This window comes from Achromobacter sp. GbtcB20 (assembly GCF_019091095.1).
GTDB lineage: Bacteria > Pseudomonadota > Gammaproteobacteria > Burkholderiales > Burkholderiaceae_B > Achromobacter > Achromobacter mucicolens.
The window spans coordinates 1-375 of the sequence record NZ_JAGXJZ010000298.1 but is presented as its reverse complement, the minus strand read 5'-3'; the positions used below and the strand labels follow the sequence as shown (position 1 = coordinate 375).

Here is a 375-nt window from a genome sequence, read left to right as displayed (position 1 = left end):
GCCCGCAGGCCAAGCGCGGCAGCGGACGCGGTAATCACGCCCTCCGCATTCGAGCGAGCGTCCCACCCCAGGAAGTCAGGCCAGATCAGCATGAGTTCGCGCTGGCCGAATCCTTCGCGGAATGCTGCGGCCTCTTCGATGGTATTGCAGCCCGTGATGCTGGCGTACCCGAAGCCGCGCAACTTCTGCGCAGTCTCGGCCAGGGCGGCGATGGTCGCCGCGTTTTCCAGGCCGGGAATGCCGATGATGCGCGGCTTGACCTTGGGGCCGGAGTTTTGGGCGGCCAACAACGCTTTCATGCCCGTGTATCGGCCATTCGGATCGACGCCGCCAATGACATTGGAGGTGGTCTCGGCCTCGGTCTCGCCCTGCGGG

Annotated in this window: 1 protein-coding gene; it reads right to left on the bottom strand. The window is 65.9% G+C overall.

What is annotated here, in order from left to right; translation table 11 throughout:
* The coding region (locus KVT32_RS29065; RefSeq protein WP_217619312.1) for a phage tail sheath subtilisin-like domain-containing protein at nucleotides 1–375 on the bottom strand (375 nt) is incomplete at both ends.